This window comes from Streptomyces sp. NPDC058653, assembly GCF_042716895.1.
Lineage (GTDB): Bacteria > Actinomycetota > Actinomycetes > Streptomycetales > Streptomycetaceae > Streptomyces.
Map to the genome: position 1 here is coordinate 132,771 of NZ_JBHXRM010000001.1, position 17,107 is coordinate 149,877.

A 17,107-nucleotide genomic window follows, 5' to 3' on the forward strand; every position below is an offset into this window, starting at 1 on the left:
CGTGAAACGGCCGCGCGCGGTGCGGACCTCCGCCGGCGAACCCGGCGTGGGCATCCACGAAGGCACCTTCTCCCGGCGCCGCGCGCGTCCGACGCCGGGCGGAAGCACGAACGGCCGGACGCCGACGGAACAACCACCCGCCGGCGTCCGGCCGTTCGTCAGACCCCGCTCAGCCGGGACCTGACGGGCAGGGCGCGCCCGCTCAGCCGGAGACCTCGGAGCGGTCGCCGCCCCACAGCGTGTGGAACGAGCCCTCGCGGTCCGTACGCCGGTAGGTGTGCGCACCGAAGAAGTCCCGCTGGCCCTGCGTCAGCGCGGCCGGCAGCCGCTCCGCGCGCAGCGCGTCGTAGTACGAGAGCGCCGCCGCGAAGCCCGGCGTCGGCACACCCTGGCGCACCGCCGTCGCGAGCACCTCGCGCCAGTCGTCCTGCGCCGCGCCGATCTCCTCGGCGAACTGCTTGTCGGCCAGCAGGCTCGGCAGATCGCGCTGCGCGTCGTACGCGCCCCGGATCCGGTCCAGGAACGCCGCGCGGATGATGCAGCCCGCGCGCCAGATCGCCGCGACGGAGCCGAGATCGATGTCCCAGCCGTACTCCTCGCTGCCCGCCTGGATCTGGTGGAAGCCCTGCGTGTACGAGACGATCTTCGACGCGTACAGCGCCTGCTCGACCTGGTCGGCGAAGCGCGCGGCCTCGGCCTCGCCCAGGGGCGCCGCCTTCGGGCCCGGCAGCGTCTGCGAGACGTCCCGCAGCGCGGCGTGCCCCGACAGCGAGCGCGCGAAGACCGCCTCGGCGATGCCGGAGACCGGCACACCGAGGTCGAGGGCGATCTGCACCGTCCAGCGGCCGGTGCCCTTCTGCTCGGCCTGGTCGACGACGACGTCGACGAACGGCTTCCCCGTCTCGGCGTCCTTGTGGGCCAGCACCTCGGCGGTGATCTCGATCAGATACGAGTCGAGCCGTCCGGTGTTCCAGGTCCGGAACGTCTCGGCGATCTTCTCGGGGGAGTAGCCGGCGACCGCGCGCAGCAGGTGGTACGCCTCGGCGATCAGCTGCATGTCGGCGTACTCGATGCCGTTGTGCACCATCTTGACGAAGTGCCCGGCGCCGTCGGGGCCGATGTGCGCCACCGTCGGGGCGTCGTCCGGGGCCTTCGCGGCGACGCGCTCCAGCAGCGGGCCGAGCGACGCGTAACTCTCCTTGGAACCACCGGGCATGATGCTCGGTCCGTGCAGCGCGCCCTCCTCGCCGCCGGAGATGCCCACGCCGACGAAGTGGATGCCGCGCTCGCGCAGCTCCTTCTCACGGCGCCGGGTGTCCGCGAAGTGCGCGTTGCCGCCGTCGATGATGACGTCGCCCTCTTCGAGGAGCGGGGCGAACTCCTGGATCACGGCGTCGGTCGGGTCGCCGGCCTTCACCATGATGACGAGACGGCGCGGACGCTCCAGCGCCGCGACGAACTCCTCCGCCGAGTCCGCGGGTACGAAGACGCCCTCGTCGCCGAACTCGTCGACCAGGGCGTGGGTCTTCGACGCTGTGCGGTTGTGCAGGGCGACGGTGAAGCCGTTGCGGGCGAAGTTCCGGGCGAGGTTGCGGCCCATCACCGCGAGCCCGGTGACGCCGATCTGGGCAGTACCACTCATGCGTGTGTGCTCCTGGGTCTCCGTCGGATGTACCTCGTCCGTCGGCAGAGGTGTACGCACCGGCGGACGTGGCTGTTCATCGATCTTCAAGCCGCCCCGCATTCTTCCGCATTCCCCGTCGGCCGGGTCGTTTCCGTTCACCTCTTGGGCGGAAGTGGGGTCCGTACGGGTCATCGTTCACCAACTCTTGACACTCTCTCAGCGGCGGCGTAACACTGGCCTGGCTTTGGAGAGCGCTCTCCCACAGTGATCCCGGCGATCTCGCGGTCCCCGCCGGGCCCGGCCACCCGCCGGGTCTCCGGGGACCCCACCGGATCCGGGAGCCGCTCCCCGCGGTGCACCGTCCAGTACCACTCTCTCCCCCCACCGCATACGGCGCGTATGCGGACGAAGAGCGGCATGGAGGTCCGCATGGCCGAAAGACTCCGCAGATCAACCCTGGTGTCCGCGTTGCTCGTCTTCACCGCCCTGGCCCTGGTGGCCATGGGTCTGACCGCGATCACGGACACCGCCACCGCCGACCCCAGGAACGACAGCGGCACCACCGCCGCGTCCCACGTGGGACACAAGATGCCCCCGGCCGTCCCCGTCCCCTCGGGCGACGACCCCGACGGCGACGGCTACATACCGGCGAACCCGCCGGTCACCGGCGTCGTACCGTCGGAACAGATACCGCCGCACCGCTACTTCCGCGAGTTCCAGGCCAACTGCGAGGTCACCCACACCCGGCCGGACGACCCGATCGTCTACCCCGGGCAGTCGGGCGCCTCGCACGACCACACCTTCATGGGCAACAGGACCACGAACGCCAGCAGCACCACGGCCTCGCTGGACGCCGGCACCACGGCGTGCAAGGCGCCGGGCGACCGGTCCGCGTACTGGATGCCGACCCTGCTCAACGGGGACCAGCCGGTACGGCCCATCGGCCCGCAGGTCATCTACTACAAGGCGGGAGTCACCGACTACCGCACCGTCAGGCCGTTCCCCAAGGGGCTGCGCTTCGTCGTCGGCAGCCCGACGCAGACGGCCGCCGAGTTCCGCGACCACCCGGGCTGGGTGGAGGGCTGGGAGTGCGGCAACTCGTTCAACAACACCGAGATCCCGCTCAGTTGCCCGGCCACCCGTGATGTCCAGCTCAACCTCCGCTTCCAGGCGCCCAGTTGCTGGGACGGAAAGTATCTGGACACGCCGGACCACAAGAGCCACATGGCGTATCCGCGGGTCATGGGAGCCAACCAGGACGTCTGCCCGACGTCGCACCCGGTGGCGCTGCCGATGGTCGAGTTCAAGATGGCCTGGCCGGTGAACGGGGACATGTCCAGGGTGAGGCTGTCGAGTGGGACGGGGCACTCCTTCCACTACGACTTCTTCAACGCCTGGGACAACGCCACGCTGGGCGCCATGGTCAACCACTGCGTGGTCGGCGGCCTCCAGTGCGACGCGCGCGGTTACGACCAGAACAACCCCGGGGCCGGTGCGGCCCTGAACGAGGACTACGAACTGCCGTGACCGGGGGCGCTCTCCCGCCGGGGCCTCTGCCGCCCTGATGGGAGAGCGCTCTCCCGCGGGGTGTACCGCACCCCCTTCGCCCCAGCTCCGCGCTTCCCATGTCCCTCCGCTGTCCCCCCGCCCGCACTCTCCCCACAGGTGACTCATGAGCGATTCACGGTTCTTCCCGTCACGACTCCTGCCCTCACGACTCCTCCCCGGATCCACCCCCGGCCGTCTCCGTACGATGGCGTCGGTCGCCGCCACCACCCTTCTCGCGGCCTTCGCCGTGACCGTCCCGGCCGCCGCCCCCGCGCAGGCCGCGGGCAGCGTCGTCAAGGTCACCGGATCCCAGGGCGCCTGGCAGCTGACCGTCGACGGGGCGCCGTACCAGGTCAAGGGACTGACCTGGGGGCCCTCCGTCGCCGACGCCGGCAGATACATGCCCGACGTGGCCTCCATGGGCGTCAACACCATCCGTACCTGGGGCACCGACGGCACCACCAAGCCCCTCCTCGACTCCGCCGCGGCCAACGGCATCAAGGTCATCGCCGGCTTCTGGCTTCAGCCGGGCGGCGGTCCCGGCAGCGGTGGCTGCGTCAACTACCTCACCGACACCCAGTACAAGAACGACATGCTCGCCGAGTTCCCGAGGTGGGTGCAGACCTACAAGGACCACGCGGGCGTGCTGATGTGGAACGTCGGCAACGAGTCCGTGCTCGGGCTCCAGAACTGCTACAGCGGCGACGCGCTGGAGCAGCAGCGCAACGCGTACACCACGTTCGTCAACGACATCGCCAAGAAGATCCACTCCGTCGATCCGAACCACCCGGTGACCTCGACCGACGCGTGGACCGGGGCCTGGCCCTACTACAAGCGCAACGCGCCCGACCTCGATCTGTACGCGGTCAACTCCTACGCCGACGTGTGCAACATCGACGAGACCTGGAACGCCGGGGGCTACACCAAGCCCTACATCGTCACCGAGGGCGGTCCCGCCGGTGAGTGGGAGGTGGACGACGACGTGAACGGTGTGGCGTCGGAGCCCGCCGACACGGCGAAGGCCCAGGGCTACAAGAACGCGTGGAACTGCATCACCGGTCACCGGGGTGTCGCGCTCGGGGCGACGCTCTTCCACTACGGCACCGAGTACGACTTCGGCGGCGTCTGGTTCAACCTGCTCCCGGCGGGTCAGAAGCGCCTGTCGTACTACGCGGTGAAGGAGGCGTACGGCAGGAGCACCGCGGGCGACAACAAGCCACCGGTGATCTCCAACATGGCCGTCGGCAACGCCACCGCGGTACCGGCCGGGCGTCCGTTCAAGGTCACGTCGGACGTGACGGACCCGAACGGTGACGCGCTGAGCTACGAGGTGCTGGTCAACAGCAAGTACATCGACAACAGCGGGCAGTTGACCCCGGCGCAGTTCACCGCCGACGGCAACGGGGACTTCACCGTGACCGCGCCGGACCGGCTCGGGGTGTGGAAGGTCTACATCAAGGCGTCCGACGGCAAGGGCAACGTGGGTATCGAGACCAAGTCCTTCAAGGTCGTGCCGCCGCCCGTCGACGGCACGAACGTGGCGCGGGGAAAGCCGGCCACGGCGTCGTCCTTCCAGCCCGACAGCGTCGGCTGCCCCTGCCCGGCGGCCAATGTCGTCGACGGGAACTTCGGCAGCCGGTGGGCCAGTGACTGGTCCGACCCGCAGTGGATCCAGGTCGACCTGGGCGCGCGGACCGACTTCAAGCACGTACAGCTCGCCTGGGAGGCCGCGTACGCCAAGAGCTACACCGTCCAGACGTCCGACAACGGGCAGGACTGGAGCACGCTGAGGACCGTCACGGGGGGCAACGGAGGCATCGACGACATCGCGGTCACGGGCGCGGCCCGGTACGTACGGGTACACGCGACCGAACGCGGCACGCCGTGGGGCTACTCGCTCTACGAGTTCGGCGTCTACCGCTGACCGCCCCCGCCGCGCCGTAACTCCCCGCCGCCGACGCGGCGGCCCCGCGGTCGGTCACGGCCCCCCCCCGTGACCGACCGCGGGTTCCGGCCTGCCCGCACCCGGGCGGGCCGGACCCGCGGCCGTCCCACGACCCCGCCCGTGCCCGGCGGCCCCGGTGTTGCCCTGGCCCCACCGCCCGGCCGTGGCCCTGGGTGCGCCCCGCGTCCCTGGCCTGCCCGGGCCAGACCGTCTCCCGGGACTGCGGCCGTCCCGCGATCCTGGCCTGCGGGCCACGCCCGCCTCGGCCCTGACGTTTCTCCACGGCCCCCGTCCGTGTCTGGCGGCCGGGGGCCGGCCTGGCCCGAGGCCGTCCCGCGCCCGACGCCCTCGGTACTGCCCTGGTCCCGCCCTGAGGGCGTCCTGGTTCCGTGGCCTGCGGGCGCTGCCTTGCCCTGACCTTCTCCACGGACCCCGTCCGTGTCGGGCGCCCCCGGTGTTGCCCTGGTGTTGCCCTGGTCCCACCGCGCGGTCGTGGCCCCGGGGGCGCCCTGCGGCCCTGGCCTGCGGGCGACGCCCGCCCCTGCCCTGGTCGTCTCCCGAGACCCCGTCCTTACCCGGCGCCCCCGCGCCCCCGGCGCTGACCCAGTCCCGCCAACCACCCGTGCCCGCCGTCCCCGGCCCCCGCCTGCCCGTTTGTGCCCGTTTGGGGGCTGGTCCGTTCTCGGATTGGGTGGGTGGCTTCCGTGTCTTCGTTCCGGGGCCCCGGCGTGTCCGGCTTCGTGGGCTCGCGTGGGCGGACTTGGCAGGGGGTGCAGGGCGGTCGTACGTGGGTCGTACATGTTTCCCTGCCCGTTTAGGTGCCCGTTTTGGGGGGTCGGACGGGACGCAGCTCACGTTTAGGCGAACGATCGCGGAAGCTTCCCCACCGCTTCGGGCGCCGTTCGGGCGTGGATCGGCGTGAAACGGGCAGCGAATCGGGCGCCGGAAGGCGTCACCCCCGGTACGACCAGCGCAGACGCCGACCGGCGAACGGGCATGAACGGGCACACTCAAAGCAGCGAAGGGCCTGGTCGAGCCGGGGCTCTTGCTTGTAGAAACGACCCATGAGCCCGAACGGGTGCTGAGCCGCAGCAGAGCAGGGAAGTGTGTGTCGTGGACACGGACGAACGCCGACGAGAGATTCTTGAGATCGCCCGACGTGACGGGTCGGTGGAAGTCACCGCCTTGGCCATGAAGTTGAGCGTCGCCAAGGAGACCGTCCGGCGTGACCTGCACGCCCTGGAGGAGCACGGCCTGCTCCGGCGCACCCACGGCGGCGCCTATCCCGTCGAGAGCGCCGGCTACGAGACGACCCTCGCCGTCCGGACCACCCGGCTCGTCCCGCAGAAGTCACGTATCGCCGTCGCCGCCGCCGACCTCATCGGCGACGCCGAGACCGTCTTCATCGACGAGGGCTTCACCCCCCAGCTCGTCGCCGAGGCCCTGCCCAGGGACCGCCCCCTGACCGTCGTCACCGCCTCCCTCGCGGTCGCCAACGCGCTCGCCGACGCCGAGAAGATCGCCGTCCTGCTGCTCGGCGGCCGGGTGCGCGGCGGCACCCTCGCCACCGTCGACCACTGGGCGATCCGGATGCTCTCCGACTTCGTCATCGACCTGGCGTTCGTCGGCGCCAACGGCATCTCGCGCGAGTACGGGCTGACCACCCCCGACCCGGCCGTCAGTGAGGTGAAGGCCCAGGCCATGCGGAGCGCCCGCCGCAAGGTGTTCGCCGGCATCCACACCAAGTTCGGCGCCGTGAGCTTCTGCCGGTTCGCCGATGTCGGTGACTTCGAGACGATCGTCACCGACGTCGGACTCCCGTCGGCGGAGGCGCAGCGCTATTCGCTGCTCGGCCCCCAGGTCATCCGCGTCTGACGCACCCCGGTCCGACGCGTCCCACCCGTTCCAGGACCCCCGCCCCGGGCGGCCGGGGGGCGGGACCCGTACGCCCCGACACCCCCGCCAAAGCTGTCAAACCCCCTGTTTCCCCCCACCCCTCAGTTTCCCCCACCCCTCAGCGATCACCACAACCCGAACCGAACGATCAGGAGAAACTCATGCCCCTCCAGCAGCGACGACGTGGCATAGGCGTACGTGTGGGCGCGGGAGCGGCCTTGACGGCACTCCTCGCCGGTTGCAGCGGCGCCGGCGGAACCGCCTCCGAAGGCGACAAGACGGTCAACGTGCTGATGGTCAACAACCCGCAGATGGTGGAACTCCAGAAGCTGACCGCCGCGAACTTCACCAAGGACACCGGCATCAAGGTCAACTTCACCGTTCTGCCGGAGAACGACGTACGCGACAAGATCAGCCAGGACTTCTCCAACCAGGCCGGCCAGTACGACGTCGCCACCATCAGCAACTTCGAGGTGCCCTTCTTCGCGAAGAACGGCTGGCTGCACTCGCTCGACGAGTACACGGAGAAGGACAAGGCGTTCGACCAGGACGACATCCTCAAGCCGCTCCAGGAGTCGCTGACCGCCGAGGACGGCAAGCTCTACGGCCAGCCGTTCTACGGAGAGTCGTCCTTCCTCATGTACCGCAAGGACGTCTTCGCCGAGAAGAAGCTGACGATGCCCGCCAACCCCACCTGGCAGGAGGTCGCCGACCTCGCGGCCAAGGCGGACGGCGCCGAGAAGGGCATGAAGGGCATCTGTCTGCGCGGTCTGCCGGGCTGGGGCGAGGTCATCGCCCCGCTGACGACCGTCGTCAACACGATGGGCGGCACCTGGTTCACCGAGGACTGGAAGGCGCAGCTGACCTCGCCCGAGTTCAAGAAGGCCACCAAGTTCTACGTCGACCTCGTGCGCAAGCACGGCGAGGCGGGCGCTCCCCAGGCCGGTTACGCCGAGTGCCTCAACAACATGACCCAGGGCAAGACGTCCATGTGGTACGACGCCACGGCGGGCGCCGGCTCGCTGGAGGCCAAGGACTCCCCGGTCCGCGGCAAGATCGGCTACGTGCCGGCTCCCGTCGACAAGACCGACAGCTCCGGCTGGCTCTACACCTGGGCCTGGGGCATGCAGAAGGCGTCCAAGAACACCGAGAGCGCCTGGAAGTTCATCTCCTGGGCGTCCAGCAAGGAGTACGAGCAGCTCGTCGGCGAGAAGATCGGCTGGGCCAACGTCCCCGCCGGCAAGCGCGCCTCGACGTATCTGAACCGCGACTACCGTAAGGAGGCCGCCGCGTTCGCCGATGTGACCTCGGAGGCGATCTCCAGCGCCAACCCGCGTGACCCGGGCACCCAGCCCCGTCCGACCGTCGGTATCCAGTTCGTCGGCATCCCCGAGTTCACCGACCTCGGTACGAAGGTCTCGCAGGAGATCAGCGAGGCCATCGCCGGCCGCCAGTCGGTCGACGACGCCCTGGAAGCCTCCCAGAAGCTGGCCGAGAAGGTTGCCGAGGAGTACCGGTGAGCACTTCTGTCAGCGCCGCACCCCCCGCCCCACCGGACCAGTCCCCGCCGGCCAAGTCCCGCCCCCCGGCGGGTCCCCGGTCCGGCAAGGCCCGCGCCTGGGCCACCCGTGCCCCCCTGCTGCCGGCTCTTGTCTTTCTGATCGCCGTCACCCAACTGCCCTTCGTGGCAACGCTGTTCATCTCGCTGTTCGACTGGAACTCGCTCAACCCGGACGCCCGCAGCTTCTCCGGCCTGGAGAACTACGGCTCCGTCTTCTCCGACGCGGACCTGCGTGACTCGGTCTTCACGACGATGCTGCTCACCGCCACCGTGGTGATCGTCAGCGTGGTCCTCGGACTGCTGCTCGCCCTGCTGCTCAACCAGCGGTTCGCGGGCCGGGGCCTCGTCCGTACGCTGCTCATCACACCGTTCCTGCTGGTGCCCGTCTCGGCCGCGCTGCTCTGGAAGCATGTGCTCTACAACCCCGAGTACGGCCTGCTGAACGGCGGTTGGGCCTGGTTCACCGGTCTGTTCGGCGTCGAGAACGCCGCACAGCCCGACTGGATCTCGGACATGCCGCTGCTCGCCGTCGAGGCGTCGCTCGTCTGGCAGTGGACACCGTTCATGATGCTCATCCTGCTGGCCGGGCTCCAGAGCAGGCCGCTGGACATGATGGAGGCGGCGCGCCTGGACGGTGCGAACGCCTGGCAGATGTTCACCTTCCTGACCCTGCCGCATCTGCGCCGCTACCTCGAACTCGGCATCCTGCTCGGCTCGATCTACATCGTGCAGAACTTCGACGCCGTGTTCACCATCACCGCGGGCGGACTCGGCACCGCCAACCTCCCGTACACCATCTACCAGACCTTCTACCAGGCTCACGAGTACGGACTGGCCTCCGCGGCAGGCGTGGTCGTCGTGATCGGCACCATCGTGATCGCGACCTTCGCCCTGCGCGTCGTCTCGTCCCTCTTCAGTGAGGAGGCGAGCCGCGCATGAGCACCATCTCCGCAGCGAAGACCGCCGACGCCCCGGGCAGGACACCACCCCCCTCCCCGCCCGAGGACTCCTACGGGGCCGCGGCCAAGCGCGCCAAGCGGCGCTCCACCACGCTGGGTCTGGTGGCGTGGGTGGTCGGAGTCGTCTTCTGCTTCCCTGCGCTCTGGATGTTCCTGACATCCCTGCACTCGGAGTCGGACGCGGCGACCAACCCGCCGTCCCTCACCGCGCCGCTCACCTTCGAGAACTACAGCGACTTCTTCGGCGCCGACGGCGGGGCCAGCCCCTGGCCGCCGCTCATCAACTCCGTGATGGCGTCGGTGTTCTCGACCCTGTTCGTCCTCGTGCTGGCGCTGCCGGCGGCGTACGCGCTGTCCATCAAGCCCGTCCGCAAATGGACGGACGTGATGTTCTTCTTCCTCTCCACGAAGATGCTGCCGGTCGTCGCCGGTCTGCTGCCGGTGTACCTCTTCGCGAAGAACATCGGGATGCTGGATAACATCTGGTTGCTCGTCATCCTCTACACCTCGATGAATCTGCCGATCGCCGTCTGGATGATGCAGTCCTTCCTCGCGGACGTGCCGGTCTCCATCATCGAGGCCGCCCAGGTCGACGGCGCCCGGCTGCACACCGTCCTGATCCGGGTGGTGGCGCCCGTCGCCGCCCCCGGTATCGCCGCCACCGCGCTGATCTGTTTCATCTTCAGCTGGAACGAACTGCTCTTCGCCCGGGTCCTCACCGGCGTGACAGCGCAGACGGCGCCCGTCTTCCTGACCGGATTCGTCACCAGCCAGGGCCTCTTCCTCGCCCAGCTGTGCGCCGCTTCGGTCGTCGTGTCTCTGCCGGTGCTCGCCGCCGGTTTCGCCGCCCAGGACAAGCTCGTCCAGGGCCTCTCTCTTGGAGCCGTCAAATGAGGGCAGCGATCGTCGAAGCCCCCGGCAAGGTGTCCGTCACCACGGTCCCCGACCCGACCCCGGGCCCGCGCGACGTCGTCGTGTCCGTCGCCTCCTGCGGCATCTGTGGCACCGATCTCCACATCCTCCAGGGCGAGTTCGCGCCGACCCTGCCGATCCTGCCGGGCCACGAGTTCGCCGGCGAGGTCGTGGGCATCGGTTCGGAGGTCACCGAGCTGGCCGTGGGCGACAAGGTCGCCGTCGACCCGTCCCTGCACTGCCACGAATGCCGCTACTGCCGGTCGGGCCGGGGCAACCTCTGCGACCGCTGGAACGCGATCGGGGTCACCGTCCCCGGCGGCGCCGCCGAGTTCGCCGTGGCGCCGGTGGCCAACTGCGTCAAGCTCCCGGACCATGTGAACGTACGGGACGCGGCCCTCATCGAGCCGCTGTCCTGCGCCGTACGCGGCTACGACGTACTGAGCGGCACGCTCGGCGCGGAGGTGCTGATCTACGGCACCGGCACGATGGGCCTGATGATGCTGGAGCTGGCCAAGCGCACCGGCGCGGCCGGCGTCGACGTCCTGGACATCAACCCCGACCGGCTGGCCACCGCGACCAAGCTCGGCTGTTCGCGGGCCGGCGCGTCGGCCGAGGAGTTCGAGCGGCCGGAGGGCTGGGACGTCGTCATCGACGCGACCGGCAACGCGGGCGCCATCCAGGACGGCCTCGGCCGGGTCGCCAAGGGCGGCACGTTCCTTCAGTTCGGGGTCTCCGACTACGCGACGACGGCGGTCATCGAGCCGTACAAGATCTACAACCAGGAGATCACCATCACCGGCTCGATGGCGGTGCTGCACAGCTTCGAGCGGGCCGCCGCGCTGTTCGCCACCGGGGTCCTGGACCCCGAGGTGTTCATCAGCGACCGGCTGCCGCTCGACCAGTACCCCGCGGCCATCGAGCGGTTCCAGGCCGGCCAGGGACGCAAGATCGTGGTGGAGCCGTGACCGACGCTCCCGGCGCGGCACCGGATCCCGCACCGGGGCCCGGCGCCGTCCTGGTGCTGGGGGAGGCGCTGATCGATCTGGTGCCCACCGCCGAGGACGCGGAGGCGCACCTGGCCCAGCCGGGCGGCGCCCCCGCGAACGTGGCCACCGGACTGGCCCGGCTCTCCACGCCGAGCTGGTTCGGGGGCGCCCTCGGGAACGACGGGTTCGCCCGGTCGATCGAACGGCGGCTGGTCTCGGCGGGGGTCGAGCTCGGCCTCTGCGCGCGACCGGATCTGCCCACGGCGCTGGCGGTGGCGGATCCGGGACCCGAGGGCACCGGCTACCACTTCCATCTCCAGTCCACGGCGACCTTCCAACTGCCGCGCCGCACCGACGTCGAGCTCTTCGCCGCCGTGTACGTCGGCGGCCTCGCCGCCGTCGTCGAGCCCTCGGCCTCGGCCGTCGCCGCGGCGGCGCGCGCGGCGGCGGCCGGCACCCCGCTGCTGGTGGTCGACCCGAACGTGCGCGAGGACCGCACGCTCGACTCGGAGAGCGGGTCCGGGCTGCTGCGCGAACTGTGCGAGCTGGGCCAGGTCGTCAAGGCGAGCGACGAGGACCTGGCCCGGCTCTGGCCCGGCTCGACGCCCGACGAGACGTGCCGCAGGCTCGCCGCCGGCGGCCGGCTGGTGGTCCTGACCCGGGGATCGCGCGGGAGCACGGCCTACACCGGCTCGGCCGAACCGGTGTCCGTGCCCGCCGTACAGGTCGAGGTCGTCAACACCATCGGCGCGGGAGACGCCTTCATGGCGGCCATGATCACCTGGATGGTCTCGCGGGGTGTCCACCCGGGCGGGGCAAGGGAGTTCACCCCCGCGCTCGCGGAGGAGATGCTGCGCTTCGCCTCACAGGTGGCGGCCTCGGTCGTCGCCCAGGCGGGCACCGAACCCTCGCTCCCCGCGCACGTCTGACACCCCGTCAGCCGTAGGGAACTGCACCTGTCACCGGCGGCGGTCCCGACCGCCGCCGGTGACAGGGCGTCTCATACCGCTCTCTGGCTCCGGCCCGCCTGCTGACGGATGATCTCGGCGTACCGGTGCCCGCTCGACTTGATCGTCCGCCGTTGCGAGGCGTAGTCGACATGGACGAGGCCGAACCGCTTGTCGTAGCCGTAGGCCCACTCGAAGTTGTCGAGCAGCGACCAGGCGAAGTACCCGGCGAGCGGCACCCCCTTGCGTACCGCGCGGGCGCACGCCTCCAGATGCTCCTCCAGATAGCGCGTGCGCTCCGGATCGTCGACCGTGCCGTCGTCCATCAGCACATCCGGATAGGCCGAACCGTTCTCGGTGACATAGATGCGCTGGGCGCCGTACTCCCTGGTCAGCCGGAGCAGCAGCTCCTCCAGACCGTCCGCGTGCACCTCCCAGTCCATGGCGGTGTGGCGTACGCCCGGCAGATAGACCTGCTTGGCGTACGGCGCCGGGCCCGCCGGGTCGTCGGCGACCACCTGGCGGAAGTAGTAGTTCAGACCGAGCCAGTCGAGCGGCGTGGCGATGGTCTCCAGATCGCCGGGGCGCTCGGGCAGCTCGACGCCGTAGAGATCGAGCATGTCCTGCGGATAGCCGCGCCCGTGGACGGGGTCCAGCCACCAGCGGTTGATGTGGCCGTCCGCCCGCAGGGCCGCCGCCCGGTCCGCGTCGCGGTCGGTGGCCGGCTCGATCGGGCTGAGATTGTTGACGATGCCGATCCGGGCGCCGGACGAGGCCGCGCGGACGGCCTGGGCGGCCAGGCCATGACCGAGATGCAGATGGTACGAGGCGTGCACGGCGGCCTTGAGGTCCGTCAGCCCCGGTGCCATCCGGCCCTCCAGATGCCCGATCCAGGCGGAGCACAGCGGCTCGTTGAGGGTCGCCCAGTCGGTCACCCGGTCGCCGAGGCGCTCGGCGACGACGGAGGCGTAGGCGGCGAAGTGCTCGGCCGTCTCGCGAGCCGGCCAGCCGCCGCGGTCCTGGAGCGTCTGCGGGAGGTCCCAGTGGTAGAGGGTGGCGAACGGGGTGATGCCCGCCTCCAGCAGGCTGTCCACCAGCCGGTCGTAGAAGCCGATCCCCGCCTCGTTCACCGGCCCGTCGCCGCCGGGCACCACGCGCGGCCAGGCGAGCGAGAAGCGGTACGCGCCGACGCCTAGGCGCTTCATCAGACCGATGTCCTCGGGGACCCGGTGGTAGTGGTCGCAGGCGATGTCCCCGGTGTCGCCGTTGTCGACGGCACCGGGGGTGTGCGAGAACGTGTCCCAGATCGAGGGGGACCGGCCGTCCTCGGCGACGGCGCCCTCGATCTGATAGGCGGCGGTGGCGACGCCCCAGACGAAATCGTGGGGGAGGGCGTTGAGTTCGTTCACTGACTGCCTTTCCGACGGGGGGACCTGGGATATCTGACGCTGAGTCATCTGACGTGGTGTCACTTCACCGCTCCCGCCGTCAGACCGGCGACGAGATAGCGCTGGAGGAGCAGGAATCCGGCGACGACGGGCACGCTGACGACGAGCGAGGCCGCCATGATCTGGTTCCAGTACACGTCGTTCTGGGTGGCGTAGCCCTGGAGACCGACGGCGAGCGTGCGGGTCTCGTCGTTCGTCATCACGGACGCGAAGAGGACCTCTCCCCAGGCGGTCATGAAGGCGTAGACCGACACGGCCACGATCCCCGGGATCGCGGCCGGCACGACCACGCGGAACAGCGCGCCGAAGGGGCCGCAGCCGTCCACCATCGCGGCCTCGTCCAGATCCCTCGGGATGGAGTCGAAGTACCCGATGAGCATCCAGATGGAGAAGGGCAGCGAGAAGGTCAGATAGGTGAGGATGAGCCCGCCCCTGGACCCGTACAGGGCGACGCCCGTGCTGTTGCCGATGTTGACGAAGATCAGGAACAGCGGGAGCAGGAAGAGGATGCCCGGGAACATCTGCGTGGAGAGCACCGTGACGGTGAAGACACGTCTGCCCCGGAAGCGGTGGCGGCTCACGGCGTACGCCGCGAAGACCGCGATCGTCACCGACAGGACGGTCGCCGCGCCCGCCACCAGCAGTGAGTTCATGAAGTAGTGCGCGAGCGGGACGGTCTTCCAGATGTCGAAGTACGGGCGGACCGTGATCTCGGACGGAATCCACTGGAAGGTGTCCGTCACGTCCTCCAGCGGCTTCAGTGAACTGCTGATCATCACGTAGACGGGCAGCAGGGCGAAGACGGTGAGGAACGTCAGGATGATCCGGCGCGTCCAGCGGAAGGACGCCGGGGGAGCGAGCGGAGACCGGGTCTTGCCGGTCAGGGCCTCAGAGCGCACCGGAACCCTTCCTTCCACGTGAGGTGGCCACCAGATAGACCGCCGTGACCAGCAGCAGGAAGAGCAGCAGCAGGACGGACATCGCCGAGCCCGTACCGAAGTTCCAGGTGACGAACGACGACTGGTAGATATGGATCGAGATGAGATCGGCCGCCTCGGGCGCCGACTCGCCGAACAGGACGTACGGCGTGTTGAAGTCGTTGAACGTCCACAGGAACAGCACCAGCACCAGCACCTGGTTGACCGGGCGCAGCGACGGCAGCGTGATCTTGCGGAGCTGCTGCCAGATGCCCGCGCCGTCGATGGACGCCGCCTCGTACAGCTCGCGCGGGATGTTCTGGAGCCCCGCCATCAGCATGAGGAAGGCGAACGGCCAGGACTTCCAGACCGCGACGACCACAAGCGCGATGAAGCTGTTGTCACCGATCAGCCAGAAGGACGGCTCGTCGGTCAGACCGAGCTGGTCGTGCAGGACGTGGTTGATCATGCCGTTGTCACGCTGGAACATGAAGGCCCAGGTGATGACCGCGGCGTACACCGGCAGGGCGTACGGAGTGAGGAAGACGGCCCGCAGCAGTCCCCGGCCGCGGAAGTTCTCCTGGAGCATCACGGCCGCGGCCATGCCGAACAGCCAGGACAGACCGACGGTGATGACGGTGAAGAGACAGGTGACGTAGAAGGAGTGGAGCAGCGCCTCGCCGAGCGGGGCGTCGAAGTCGACGGCGATCTTGTAGTTGTCGAACGCCCGCCAGGGAGCCTTGCCCCAGTTGTTGATGTAGAGCTGGGTCAGTTCGCGGAAGCTCATCACGATCCCGATGACCATCGGGACGATGTGCACGAGCAGTTCTAGCAGGACGGCCGGGAGCAGCAGCAGATAGGGCAGCCCGCCCTGGCGGATCCGGTCGGGGACGCGCGGCAGCCGTCGCCGCCGCGCGCCCCCGCCGCCCTGGTCCGCACCGCTGCCCGACTTGCGTACGGGGGGAGTCACGGTGGACGTCATGGGCGGTGCCTCACTGCTGCATCTGCTGCTGGGCCTTGTCCAGCCGCTTCTTGACGGACTCGGTGGTCACCGGGGTCCCTGAGGCGGCGTCCGCCCACAGCTCCTTGACTGCGGTGCCGACGGCGGTCTCGAACTGCGACTCCTCGGGCACCTGGGGGAGCGGCGCCGCGCTGTTCGCGAGGGTGTCGCGCAGGACCTTCAGATCGGGCGCGGCGAACGCCGGGTCGGACTGGGCCGCGGCGACCGGCGGGATGGAGCCGTAGGTCTTGTTGAGGAGTTTCTGCTCGGCGTCGCTCGTCATGAACTTGACGAACTTCTTGGCACCCTCGATGTTCTTGGTGTTCTTGAAGACGGCGATGTTGATGCCGGCGACCATGGAGTTCACCTGCTTCCCGGTGCCGGGTGTGCCGGCCGGTACGGGAACGGGCGCCGCGCCCCAGTCCTCGGGCTTCATACCCTGCGAGGCGAAGGTCGAGGCGGCGGCCTGCCACAGCACCATCGCCGTCTTGCCCTTGGCGAAGTCGGTCAGCGACTGGTTCTGGGCGTACTCCGCGTTGCCCGGAGCGATGATCTTGTCCTTGGCCATGAAGTCGACGTACTGCTTCACGGCGGCCACGTTGGCGTCGGTGGTGAAGGTCGGCTTGCCGGACGCGTCGAAGAAGTTGTCGCCGTGCTGCTGGCCGAGGGCGAAGACCTGGTGGATGTTGTTCGAGAGGTTGCCGCCCTCGGCGCCCAGCGCCCACTTGCCGTCCTTGGACAGCTTCTTGCCGTCGGCGATCAGCTCGTCCCAGGTGGCGGGCGGTCCGTCGATGCCGGCGTCCGCGAACATCTGCTTGTTGTAGTAGAGCGCGTACGCCAGCGAGTACAGCGGTACGGCCGCCGGAGGCTGGCCCTCCGCGCCGGCTGAGGCGACGGCCGAGTCGACGAAGCGGTCCCGGCCGCCTATCGCCTCGAAGTTCTTGTCGTCCCAGGGCAGCAGCGCGCCCGTCGCCTGGAGCGAGGCGGACCAGGTGTTGCCGATGTTCAGCACGTCGGGTCCCTGGCCGGACGTGGTGGCGGCGAGGATCCGGGTCAGCAGATCGGACCAGGGCACCACTTCGAGCTTGACCTTGATCCCCGTCTCCTTCTCGAACTTCTTCAGCTCGGGAGTGAGGATCTTCTTGTCGGCTTCGATGTTCGGGCCCTGGTTCGACGCCCAGTAGGTGAGCGTCTTCGGTGAATCGTTGCTGCCGCCCTCGTCGGTGGAGGTTCCGCCGCCGCACCCGGCGAGGGTGGCGGCGAGGGCGGTGGCGAGGGTGACGACTGTTGCGGCTCTGACTCCGCGCATGGGAAGCCCCTTTCCGGGGTGGCTGTGTTCGAGAGTCGAACGCTGCCTCACG

13 protein-coding genes are annotated in these 17,107 nt (G+C 69.5%); 8 read left to right on the forward strand and 5 right to left on the reverse strand.

The annotated features are described in order from the left end of the window. Positions 1 to 202: 202 nt before the first annotated feature. Positions 203 to 1,642: an NADP-dependent phosphogluconate dehydrogenase gene (gene gndA / locus ACFWU9_RS00585; protein WP_384313428.1), complete on the reverse strand. Its 1,440-nt coding sequence runs from the start codon at positions 1,640 to 1,642 to the stop codon at positions 203 to 205. Between the two features lie 411 nt (positions 1,643 to 2,053). Here gndA and ACFWU9_RS00590 point away from each other — a divergent pair, with 411 nt between their 5' ends. From ACFWU9_RS00590 to ACFWU9_RS00625, 8 genes are all read left to right on the forward strand, one after another. Continuing rightward, positions 2,054 to 3,151, forward strand: coding sequence for a DUF1996 domain-containing protein (locus ACFWU9_RS00590; protein WP_384313430.1), 1,098 nt, complete (start codon positions 2,054 to 2,056; stop codon positions 3,149 to 3,151). Between the two features lie 226 nt (positions 3,152 to 3,377). Beyond that, entirely contained in the window at positions 3,378 to 5,096 is a 1,719-nt protein-coding gene (locus ACFWU9_RS00595) for a discoidin domain-containing protein (RefSeq protein WP_384313789.1), read from the forward strand. Positions 5,097 to 6,230: 1,134 nt separating this feature from the next. Further along, the gene (locus ACFWU9_RS00600) at positions 6,231 to 6,992 is read left to right on the forward strand and encodes a DeoR/GlpR family DNA-binding transcription regulator (RefSeq protein ID WP_384313432.1); all 762 of its coding nucleotides are present in this window, start codon (positions 6,231 to 6,233) and stop codon (positions 6,990 to 6,992) included. A 182-nt stretch (positions 6,993 to 7,174) separates the two neighbouring features. Beyond that, positions 7,175 to 8,533 (forward strand): ABC transporter substrate-binding protein, encoded by a 1,359-nt coding sequence (locus ACFWU9_RS00605; protein WP_384313433.1) that lies wholly within the window; start codon positions 7,175 to 7,177, stop codon positions 8,531 to 8,533. Beyond that, the gene (locus tag ACFWU9_RS00610; RefSeq protein ID WP_384313436.1) at positions 8,530 to 9,513 is read left to right on the forward strand and encodes a carbohydrate ABC transporter permease; all 984 of its coding nucleotides are present in this window, start codon (positions 8,530 to 8,532) and stop codon (positions 9,511 to 9,513) included. Before ACFWU9_RS00605 ends, ACFWU9_RS00610 begins: the two co-directional genes overlap by 4 nt. Continuing rightward, on the forward strand, positions 9,510 to 10,427 hold the full coding sequence (locus ACFWU9_RS00615; protein WP_384313438.1) for a carbohydrate ABC transporter permease: 918 nt from the start codon (positions 9,510 to 9,512) through the stop codon (positions 10,425 to 10,427). Before ACFWU9_RS00610 ends, ACFWU9_RS00615 begins: the two co-directional genes overlap by 4 nt. Continuing rightward, a complete protein-coding gene (locus tag ACFWU9_RS00620; protein ID WP_384313440.1) occupies positions 10,424 to 11,413 on the forward strand; it encodes a zinc-dependent alcohol dehydrogenase family protein in 990 nt (329 codons plus the stop codon). Before ACFWU9_RS00615 ends, ACFWU9_RS00620 begins: the two co-directional genes overlap by 4 nt. Further along, a complete protein-coding gene (locus ACFWU9_RS00625; RefSeq protein ID WP_384313441.1) occupies positions 11,410 to 12,363 on the forward strand; it encodes a PfkB family carbohydrate kinase in 954 nt (317 codons plus the stop codon). Before ACFWU9_RS00620 ends, ACFWU9_RS00625 begins: the two co-directional genes overlap by 4 nt. Positions 12,364 to 12,434: 71 nt before the next feature. On the opposite strand, the gene ACFWU9_RS00630 is transcribed toward ACFWU9_RS00625, so the two are convergent. Genes ACFWU9_RS00630 through ACFWU9_RS00645 form a run of 4 tightly spaced genes read right to left on the reverse strand, consistent with a single transcriptional unit; the run spans position 12,435 to position 17,055 of the window. Next, positions 12,435 to 13,790, reverse strand: a complete 1,356-nt coding sequence (locus tag ACFWU9_RS00630; RefSeq protein ID WP_384313443.1) for a GH1 family beta-glucosidase — start codon at positions 13,788 to 13,790, stop codon at positions 12,435 to 12,437. Positions 13,791 to 13,849: 59 nt separating this feature from the next. Beyond that, entirely contained in the window at positions 13,850 to 14,728 is an 879-nt protein-coding gene (locus tag ACFWU9_RS00635) for a carbohydrate ABC transporter permease (RefSeq protein WP_384313445.1), read from the reverse strand. Beyond that, positions 14,718 to 15,728, reverse strand: coding sequence for a carbohydrate ABC transporter permease (locus ACFWU9_RS00640; RefSeq protein WP_384313447.1), 1,011 nt, complete (start codon positions 15,726 to 15,728; stop codon positions 14,718 to 14,720). The genes ACFWU9_RS00635 and ACFWU9_RS00640 overlap by 11 nt, the downstream gene beginning before the upstream one ends. 10 nt (positions 15,729 to 15,738) lie before the next feature. Next, complete coding sequence (locus ACFWU9_RS00645; protein ID WP_384313449.1) at positions 15,739 to 17,055, reverse strand: ABC transporter substrate-binding protein; 1,317 nt, start codon at positions 17,053 to 17,055, stop codon at positions 15,739 to 15,741. Between the last annotated feature and the right edge of the window lie 52 nt (positions 17,056 to 17,107).